Origin of the sequence: uncultured Thiocystis sp., assembly GCF_903866365.1 — a bacterium.
GTDB lineage: Bacteria > Pseudomonadota > Gammaproteobacteria > Chromatiales > Chromatiaceae > Chromatium.
Genome location: NZ_CAIPNF010000083.1, coordinates 1 through 9,648, shown reverse-complemented (window position 1 = coordinate 9,648; position 9,648 = coordinate 1). Strand labels below are relative to the sequence as shown.

Annotated in this window: 9 protein-coding genes; 8 read left to right on the top strand and 1 reads right to left on the bottom strand. The window is 66.7% G+C overall.

Features of this window, described 5'->3' with window-relative positions; all coding sequences use genetic code 11:
- Nucleotides 1-152: 152 nt before the first annotated feature.
- From QZY07_RS05390 to QZY07_RS05355, 8 genes are all read left to right on the top strand, one after another.
- The gene (locus QZY07_RS05390) at nucleotides 153-608 is read left to right on the top strand and encodes a hypothetical protein (RefSeq protein WP_295400431.1); all 456 of its coding nucleotides are present in this window, start codon (nucleotides 153-155) and stop codon (nucleotides 606-608) included.
- A gap of 26 nt (nucleotides 609-634) precedes the next feature.
- Nucleotides 635-913 (top strand): hypothetical protein, encoded by a 279-nt coding sequence (locus tag QZY07_RS05385; RefSeq protein ID WP_295400429.1) that lies wholly within the window; start codon nucleotides 635-637, stop codon nucleotides 911-913.
- Between the two features lie 9 nt (nucleotides 914-922).
- Nucleotides 923-6,256, top strand: coding sequence for a transglycosylase SLT domain-containing protein (locus QZY07_RS05380; RefSeq protein ID WP_295400427.1), 5,334 nt, complete (start codon nucleotides 923-925; stop codon nucleotides 6,254-6,256).
- Nucleotides 6,253-6,597 carry a hypothetical protein gene (locus tag QZY07_RS05375; protein WP_295400425.1) on the top strand — a complete coding sequence of 115 codons (345 nt, stop codon included), beginning with the start codon at nucleotides 6,253-6,255 and terminating at the stop codon, nucleotides 6,595-6,597. The genes QZY07_RS05380 and QZY07_RS05375 overlap by 4 nt, the downstream gene beginning before the upstream one ends.
- Entirely contained in the window at nucleotides 6,594-8,084 is a 1,491-nt protein-coding gene (locus tag QZY07_RS05370; protein ID WP_295400423.1) for a hypothetical protein, read from the top strand. The genes QZY07_RS05375 and QZY07_RS05370 overlap by 4 nt, the downstream gene beginning before the upstream one ends.
- 2 nt (nucleotides 8,085-8,086) lie before the next feature.
- Nucleotides 8,087-8,290: a hypothetical protein gene (locus tag QZY07_RS05365; protein ID WP_295400421.1), complete on the top strand. Its 204-nt coding sequence runs from the start codon at nucleotides 8,087-8,089 to the stop codon at nucleotides 8,288-8,290.
- 71 nt (nucleotides 8,291-8,361) lie between these two features.
- Nucleotides 8,362-8,751: a hypothetical protein gene (locus QZY07_RS05360; protein ID WP_295400420.1), complete on the top strand. Its 390-nt coding sequence runs from the start codon at nucleotides 8,362-8,364 to the stop codon at nucleotides 8,749-8,751.
- 8 nt (nucleotides 8,752-8,759) lie between these two features.
- Complete coding sequence (locus QZY07_RS05355) at nucleotides 8,760-9,395, top strand: hypothetical protein (RefSeq protein ID WP_295400418.1); 636 nt, start codon at nucleotides 8,760-8,762, stop codon at nucleotides 9,393-9,395.
- A gap of 53 nt (nucleotides 9,396-9,448) precedes the next feature.
- Here QZY07_RS05355 and QZY07_RS05350 read toward each other — a convergent pair.
- The coding region (locus tag QZY07_RS05350) for a hypothetical protein (protein ID WP_295400416.1) at nucleotides 9,449-9,648 on the bottom strand (200 nt) is incomplete at its 5' end.

The following is a 9,648-nucleotide window of genomic DNA, read 5'->3' as shown; positions in this document are numbered from 1 at the left end:
TTGCAGATCGTCGATTTGCGAGGGGAGCAATGTCAGGACAGTCGGTTCGGTTTCGCAGGGCACGGGCATTCTCGATCATGTCAGTCTGTTGGAGGGATATGCGGCCTAAACGGGTAAACTGTTACTCGGAAATCACCTAACCGGAGCGCCCCATGATCCGACTCTCCCCCACCGCCCGCCCCGAAGCCTGGCACGCCATCGAGATTGCCATCGACGGCGAGTCCGCCCCAATGCGGGTCAAGTATCACCTGCTCGATAAGCGCGAAGCCGCCGACTGGACCGGGCGCCGCCTGGGGCTGGCCAAGGCCGTGCGCACCGAGGACGAAGCCACCACCTTCGACCTGCTGATCGACGAACTGCAACCCGAGCAGATGGAACGCATGGATGCCCTGCTGCGCGCGCGCGTGCTCGATTGGGATCTGCAAGACGCCGACAACGACGGCGCCAAGCTCGCGGTCAACGAGCAGACGCTGGCTGTCGTGCTCGGGCAAACCCGCTTCTGGCGCCCGCTGTTCCAGGGCCTGATCGACGCCAGCTCCGGCATCGCGGCAAAAAAAACCGACGCGACTGGCTCCGCTGGTGGCTCGACCACGAGCAAGCCGCGTTAACCGGCGCCAAGGCGTGCGGCGCCTGCATGGACATTCGCGGGCAACGCACCTGGTGCGCGGACTGCACCGCGCCGGAGGTGCTGCACGAGAACGTTCCGCTCATCACGCTCTTTCTGGATGCCCTGCCCGCGTGGCAGGGCGGGCAGGGGCTGATGGGGGCGACGTTGATGGAGGGATTCGACCGCGCGCAACTGTTGGCCTTGATGGATCTGCGCGGCATCGCGCCCGCGGATCGCGCCGAGACATGGGGCGCCCTGCGCGACCTGGAAGCCGAATACCGCGTTATCCGCGCCGCCAAGCCATAGGCCGCCGTCATGTCCTCCGGAAACCTCGATCTCTCCATCCGCATCAACGCCGACGGCACGGCCGCCATTACCGGGCTGAGGCGCGTCGACGATCAACTCGACGAAATCGACGAGACCGCGCGCCGGGCCAGCGCCGGACTCGCCGGCATCGGCGGCGCCATCAAGGGGGCCGTGGCCGCCGCCGCCGGCTTTGTCGCGCTCGACGCCCTGGTCGGCAGCTTCATGTCCGTGAACGTCGAAACCGGACGCCTGCGCGCCAGCCTGACCGCGGTCACCGGCTCGGTCGAGAGCGCGGGGATGGCTTGGGATTCGTTGGTTCAGTTCGCCCGCGAAACGCCTTACAGCCTGTCCCAATCGGTGGCCGGGTTTACCAAGCTCAAGGCGCTCGGGCTGGACCCGACCATTGCCGCCATGCGCGACTACGGCAACCTGGCCGCCGCCATGGGCGGGGACATGGAGCAGGCCGTCGAAGCCGTCGCCGACGCGGTCACCAGCGAATTCGAGCGGCTCAAAGCGTTCGGTATCAAAACCTCGGTGCAGGGCGAGCAGGTGGCGATGACGTTCCAGAACGTCACCACCGTCATCGAAAACAACGCCAAGGCGATCGAGGCGTACATCCGCCAGGTGGCCGCCGCCAAGTTCGGCGATGCCATGAAGCTCCAGGCTGACACCCTCGGCGGCGCGCTCAACAACCTACAGGACGACTGGGACGGGTTGATGCGCGCGTTGGGCGATACCGGATCGACCAATCTGGCGGCCCGTGCGATTCGCGATCTGTCGTGGGCGCTCCAGGAACTCGCGAACCAGATGACAGATCCGCACCTGAGCATTGCGGCTGGTCAGTGGGAAGGGGATCTTCGGCGCGTCCACGACCGGGTCGCCGACCTCAAGGAGAAGCTGGCCGACCTGCAATCGATGGGCGGCATGGAGAAATGGGCGGGCGGCTGGAACGATGCGTCAATCGCCGAGCGGATCAAGACGATTCGTGAGGAACTGGCGGGGTTGGCGCGCGAGCGCGCGCAATACATCGAGCTGGCCGCCGCCGACCGCGAAACGCTCGCGATTCCCGTCGCCGGCCCCTCGCTCGAAGAACTGAAGGCGAAGGAAGAGGCGCAACAAGCGATCCAAAAGCTGGTCGACACCTACCTCACCGGCGAGAAAAAAGCACGCGACTTCGCCGAGGCGCAGAAACTGGTGAACGACGCCGTCGCCAGCGGCGCGATCAGTGCGGAAAGGGGCGCTGAAGTCCTCAAGGCGATGGCCGCCGCGCTTTTTGAGCAGGCCGGCGCGACCGACAAACTCACCAAAGCCCAGCGCGAGAGCAACGCCGAACTGGCCGACTACGCCGAGCGAGCGGGGAACGTGCTGGGACTCAGCCAGCGGCAAAAGCAGGTGATGATCGAGACCCTGCCCGCGATTCAGTCGGCGTCAAAAGCGTTCGGCGTCCCGCAGGACGTGATTATGTCCATCATCGATGTCGAGAGCGCATGGAAGAAGGCCGCCTATAACTCCAAGGCCAGCGCGACCGGCATGATGCAGATCATCCCCTCGACCGCGCGCATGATCGCTAAGGAGACCGGGCTCGCCTTCGAGGACATCATGACCAAGCCGGCGGCGAACATCGAAGCCGGCACCTACCTGATCGGCAAGCTGATCGCGAAATACGGCGATCTGGAAACCGCCCTGCGCGCCTATAACGCTGGCGAAGGCCGCCGCCTCAAATCCAGCTATGGCTGGAAGGAAACCAACGACTACGTCCGGGATGTCACCGCCAACGTCGCCAAGCTCGGACCGATCGGGGAAGGCGCCGCGGACGTGTTTGCCGCGATCCGCACGAACGTCGAGGCGACGGCCAAGGCCACCGAACAGGCCCGCGACGAGATCGCGCGCATCATCGAAGACAGCTACGACGATCTGACGAAAGAAGAAATCCGCTACCAGCGCGACCTCGCGACCCTGGCCGCCGCGCAGATCGATAACGTCGAGATGGCCGCCGCCGCGCGCCTGGCCATCGAGCAGCGCCACGCCGAGGCGCTGCGCCAGATCCAGAAAGACCAGGCCGGCCCGATGGAGCAGTATCTCGACGGCCTGCGCGAAGGCATGGGCAGTCTCGAAACCCTCGCCGTTGACGCCATGGACGGATTCAACAATGCCCTCGTCGACGGACTGGTCGACGGGCGCTTCGAGTTCGATGATTTCGTGGACGACATCAAGCGCACGCTCGCCAAGATGGCCGTCGATACCATCGTGCTCAAGTTCGCCGGGCAGATTCTCGGGGTCACGGGCGGGACGGGCGCAGGCGGCGCGTTGCAGACGGTGACCGGCGCGACTGGCGCGACTGGCGGGCAAAGCTGGATCGGCAACGCGATCTCCGGCGCGTCGTCGCTCTACAATGGCTATCAGTGGCTGGTCGCCGGCGGCAACGTCGCCACGCTCGGGACCGCCGCTGGGCTCAACTACGGGACGGGCGCTTTCTCGCAGCAAAGCGCGATGCTGGCGGCGCAAGAGTCCGGGATGGGCTTTAACGCGGGGGCTGGTTACGGCTCTGGCGGGGGCGCTTGGATGACGGCGGGCGCCGGGCTGGCCGGCGGGCTGGCCGGATCTTACCTCGCCGGGCAGATGTTCGACGGCCAATATGTCAGCACAGGATCCGCGGTCGGCGGCATGGGCGGCGCCTATCTCGGCGCGACCTATGGCAGCGCCTTCGGCCCCATCGGCACGGCGGCCGGCGCGCTGATCGGGTCGATTGCAGGCGGCGCGATCGCCTCGCTCTTTGGCGGCGACCAAACCCCCAAACAAGGCAGCTACGCCACCAGCTTCAGCGGCTTCGGCTTCGAGGACAACGCCAAGGCCAAAGGCGCCTTCGGCCTGAACTTCGGCTTGACCGACAAGGGCAGCAAGAACATCAAGGCGTCCGAATTCCAAGGCACCTTCGACGCGATGGCCGAACTCTCCAACAGCGTCGCGCAGTTCTACGGCCCCGAACTCTCGGAAAAGGTCCAGGTCTCGCTGCGCGCGAGCCTCGGCGACTTCAAGGGCTACGGCCCCGATGTCAATCTCGCCATCGACGAGATCTTCGACCGCATCGTCAACGCGGCCAGCGAGGCCGAGGGGCAGGTCGGCGAGGGCATGGGCCATCTGCTGAAAGTCGCGGTCGGCGACCTGGGCGGGACGGCCAACGCGGTCGCGCAACAGTTGGACGCGGGCATGGTCAAGGTGCGCGCCGCCGTCTCGCTGTTCGATACCGATCTTGGCAAGCGCCTGGGACTGGGCACCGAGGCGTATTACAGCACGCTGGAGGCCGCGGTCGGCGCGATGAGCGGCTATGTCACCACCTTCGCGCAATCCGGCGAGAGCGCGGCGCACACCCTGGAGCGGCTGTTGACCGGCGCCGCCGCCTTCGAGCAGGCCGCGCAACTCACGGGCGCCTCGCTCGACCATCTCGACGGTAACGCCTTCCTGCATCTCGGGCAGGCGTTCGTCAGCATCATGACCGAGGTCGGGCTCTCGCTCGATGGCCTGACCAGCCTCACGGACACCTACTACAGCCACTTCTTCAGCGCCGAGGAGCAAGCCGAGCGCAAACGCAAGGCCGCCCTGGTCTCGATCGACGCCTGGAGCGCGAGCATCGGCAAAACGGGCGAGGCCGCCGTCGACACCAGCGCCGAGTTTCGCGCCTACATCGACGCGCTCGACCTGACCGACGAGGCGCAACTGCGCGCCTACCTGACCGCCATGCAGCTCGTCCCCGCCTTCGTCTCGCTCGACGAGGCGCTGGGCGGGCTGGGCGAGACCGTCGAGGCGACGCTGGCGTCCGTGACCGACTTCATCGATTCCATCAAGCCCGACGCGCTCAAGCAGAGCGACGCGCTCAAGGAGATGATGGACCTCTTCGCCACCTGGGGGATGTCGCTCCCGCCGACCGCCGATGCCCTCTATGCCCTGATCCAGGCCGGCGCCTTCACCGCCGCGCAGTTGCAGATCTTCGCCAACAATGCCGAGACGCTCGGCATCGCCTGGGCGGGCATCGCCGCCGCCCAACAAGCCGCCCTCAAAGCCCTGGAAGACACCTACAACGCCGCCGTCGCCGCGGCGCGCGAGGCCTCCAGCGTCAAGATCGCCGCCCTGCGCGAGGAATCCAACGCCCGCATCGAGGCGCTGCGTGAGGCATCGAGCGCCCGCATCGAGGCGCTGAACGACGCCTACAGCACGCTCACCGACGGTCTCAACGACTCGCTCGGCGCGGCCCAGGACGCCCTGTCGCTGTTCGGCAACCTCGTCAAATCCGCCGCCGACGCCCTGCGCAAACTCACCGAGTCGACCGACGGCATCGACGAAACCCGCCAGCGCGCCCTCGCCGAGGCGCGGGCCGCCCTGGAGCAATACCGCCGCGACGGCACCCTCCCCGAGGACGTGACCGACATCGTCGGGCGGCTCGACACCGTCGACGCCAACGACTTCGCCACCCGCGACGACTGGCTGGCCGCCATCGCCGAAAACCAGCGCCTCATCGAGGAGCTGAAACAGGCCGGCGCCGCCGGGCTGTCCGAGGGCGAGCGTCAGATCGCGCTGATCGAGGCCCAGCTCGAACAGGCCAAGACCCAGCATGAGGCCGCGCTCAAGGCCGAAGAGTCCGCGCTCAAGGCGCTGCTCGCCGGGTTGGAAGCCGAGTTCGAGGCGCAGCGAGACACCCTCATGACCGACACCAACGCGCTGTTGCAGGAGATTCTCGACGCCCTGGGGCGTCCGCCCGCCGAGGCGCCGGACCGCGAGCCGATGCCCGATTTCGTCGCCCGCATGGAAGCGCTCGTTGGCGCGCTCTCGCAAGACACCCGCGCCACCGCCTGGAAGGACGTCCAGGCGCTGGTCTCCAACGATGGCGCCAAGTCGCTGCCCATGCCCGAGCTGGGCTTTCGCGGCGATTACGACAAGCTCAGTACGCTCCTGCGGATCTGGCAGGGCCAGGATCTGCTCGACGGCACCGACCGCGAGGACATCATCGCCCTGCTCGGCAAGCTCGGCATCAGCATTCCCGGCTTTGCCGCCGGCGGCGTCCATGCCGGCGGCCTGCGCCTCGTCGGCGAGCACGGCCCCGAGATCGAATACACCGGCCCCTCCGTCATCGCCCCGAATCGCTCGCTCTCCGGGCTGTTCAAGGACGGCAACGGCGAACTGGTCGCCGAGGTGCGCGCGCTCCAGCGCGACGCGCGCGAAGCGCGGGCGGTCAACGCCGCCCAAGCCGCCAGCCTGGCCGAACTGCTCAAGCTCCACAAACGCTGGAACGCCGAAGGGCTGCCGCCGGATAAAATGGACTACGCCAAGACCGTCGCGGAGGCCGCATGACCATGTCCGTGGGCGGCGTGGAGATCGGGGAGTGCCTGTTCGGCACCGAGGTGGGCATCGTCGACTACAGCCGCAAGGAGCGCGACGCCTTCGGTAACCTCACCCTCATCGAGCGCGGCTATGCCGATCTGGTCAATTTCACCGCAGTCATCGCCACCGCGAACGCCCATGTCGTGCGCGCGCTGCTGGCCAGCAAGCGCGCCACCTCCGCCGTCTATGTCGGCCATGCCGACCATGACGTGCTCAAGGTCACCGGCTACCTCAACCAGTTCTCGATTCGGCTCGACAACTGGAACACCTCCACCCTGACGCTCGAAGTCGAAGGCGAGGTGCACGGATGATCGTCATCGTTCCCTATGCCGTTCAGATCCCCGGCGACATCCTGTCCACCAACATCCCCGCCGATGTCGTGCCCGCCTGGTCGAGCACCACGCGGTACCCAGCGGGCGCGGCGGTCAGCGACAGCGGCGCGACCTGGGAGGCGGCCCATGCCGTCGCCACGCCCACCGACCCGGAGTCGACCGACCCGGATCTCTACAACGAAGGCCACGACCCGTCGTCAGGACACATCGTCCCGGCGGGGTATACGCACGCCGGCGCGCTCTGGTGGCACAACGTCAGCGCCGACGCCTATTTCGAAAACCGCTACCGGATGTTCAGCGACAACCCGGCGCGCGCCACCGAAAGCCCGACCGACATCCTGGTCGAGATCCGCCCGAGCGCCCCGTGGGACGCCCTCGCCCTCTTCAACGTCGGCGCCGACGAGCTCACGGTCGAGGTGCTCAATGGTCCCAGCGCCTACAGCGTGACCCAGACGCTGCGCTACGCCGATCCTCTGAGCACCGAGTTTCCCAATCAGTCCGCCGTCGCCTTGCTTGACCTGCCCGCCATCGACCCGCTCACCCATCCGGACGCCTCCCTGCGGCTGCGCCTGCGCGCCACCGTCCCGCGCCTCATCCATTGCGGCTGTCTCGTCATCGGCGCCAAGTCCGTCATCGGGCGCACGCTCTACGGCACCGAGGTCGGTATCGTCGACTACAGCCGCAAAGAACGCGACCCCTTCGGCAACCTGCTCGTCATCGAGCGCGGCTACACCGAACTCGTGAAATACCGCTTCGAGATCGACACTCCGACCATCGCCGCTGCCCGACAATTCCTCGTCGAACGGCGCGCCAAGGCCACCGTCTTCATCGGCGCCGCCAGCGCCCCCGAGACACTGTGTTACGGCTACTACCAGGATCTGCTGATCCCGGTCGAGCGTCACTCGCGCTCCAGCGCCAACCTGGACGTAGAGTCCATCGTCCAGGACGTTCCCGCCTCCACCGCCAACCTGCCCGCGCGCGCCGTCTTCGTCGACCCGTACGGCGACAACTGTGTCGACGAGGATCTCGGCGCGGTCGCCGAGATCTGTCTGGTCGACGGCAAGCCCGAGGGCACCGTCAAGGTCACGGTGCTCGACCGCCCGCTGGAGCCGGGCGAGACGATCGCCTGGTCGCTGGAATGGCTCACGGGCGAGTCGGAGAACGAGGCGTCCGTCACCACGCTCACCACCGACTGCCTGCAGGTCTTGAGCCTCCTCACCTGGCCGGTCGGCACCCGCCGCACGCAAGCGCCCGGCGTGGCCGCCATCCGCGCCACCATCACCCTGGTCGACACCACGACCCTGGTCACCGAGGCGGCGATCCTCAGCGTGAAAGACTGCGTCGACCCCTGTGCCGACGCCAACCTCTGCACGCCAGCGATCGGCATCGCCGCCTGGTACAACGACGCGACCGGCGACTATGACCTGGACGCCGTGGCCGGAATCGTCCTGATCCAGGCCGACTGACCATGCCAACCGCGCTCCCCTCCGGCCCCTTCCTCTGGCATGCCCAGGTCACCGGCGACCTGTGCGACTGCGCGGTCGACTGGGCGTGGGACTTCGTCCCGGACGCGGGCTACGCGGACGCCGCCCCGACCGTCATCGTCTGCGGGCGTCAGGTCGCGGTCCTCGCGACGCTCTCCGAGGGCGCCACGGTCTTCGACCCGTCCTGACGCTCACCGCCGCCGTCGCCTGCGGCGACGAGACCACGACGCTCGATCCGATTACGCTCACGCTCACGGGCGTGGAGGTCTATGTCCCGCCCGACCCGCCGCCGCCGGACGAGCCGCCGCATGTTGCCTACGCGGTCAAGCATCTCGTCAACGGGATTTGGGTCGATGGGAACGAGCTGGTCGTCTGGGGGTTCACGAATCAGGCCACCACGCACAGCTTTAAGCTGTTCGTGAACGACCGCCCGGTCGACGCGGTTTGGACCACGCAATTCGTCCCGTTACCCGGCGGGGACAGCAGCGGCAACCTGCCGGCGATCTCCGCGACCCCGGACCGCATCACGTTCTCGGACGGCGCGACCAAAGTCCCAGACGGGGGCTACATCATCGTCGCGCGGCGCCTCGTCAGCGGCATGCCGCTGGAGACCAAGGCGTATGGGCGTCTTGTCTACACCTCTCCCTAGGACGGCCCATGCCAACCACCATCCCCTCCGGCCCTTTCCTCTGGCGCGCGCAAGTCACCGGCGACCTGTGCGACTGCGCGGTCGACTGGGCGTGGGACTTCACGCCCGGCGACGGCTTCGAGGCGTTGCCCCCGCGCGTCGTGCCCTGCGGGCGTTACGTCCTGGTCACGGCGGTGGCGGCCGAAGGGTCTTCGAGCCCGGACCCCGTCTCGCCTGGCGTCCTGACGCTCACCGCCGCCGTCGCCTGCGGCGACGAGACCACGACGCTCGATCCGATCTATTTGACGATCACCGAGGAGGGGGTGTCGGGGGAGGTGCTCTGGTATGTCACCGCGTGTCGGAACGGATGGCTGATGACCGGAGACAGCGGAACTCTAATAACAGATATTGGCGTTGACGGCGGGACCGGATACAGGTACAGAATTGAGGACAGCAATGGTTATCCGGTATCACGCGCCCCGCAGATATACATAGGCACGAATCCAGGGGGCTACTGGACAAACGGCAACGCAGAAAATTGTTGGCCTGACGACTATAGCTTTCAAAGTGCCGCGTTTGACGCAGAAACGACGTGGGCTGAGTTCTATACGGTAGAGGCTCCTCCCGGCGTGACCATCATTCCTTGTCGGCTGACTAGGGCGTGATTACCGCCATCCTCCCCGTCTGGAACACCTGACCCGCCGAATTGCGCGAAGCCTTAACCTCGCTGCGCGCGACGAGGATCGCCTCTGAAATCATCCTGGTCGACGACAATGGTCACCCGTCTTGCGCGAGAAGCCCCGGCGTTCAGGCCGGGGAGGAATAGCGCCGCCGCCCTCTCGGGCGGCTGATTCGGTGCTATTTGTCTATTGATTGCTTTGTGACTATAATCGTCACTATGAAACTGACGCTTCAGAT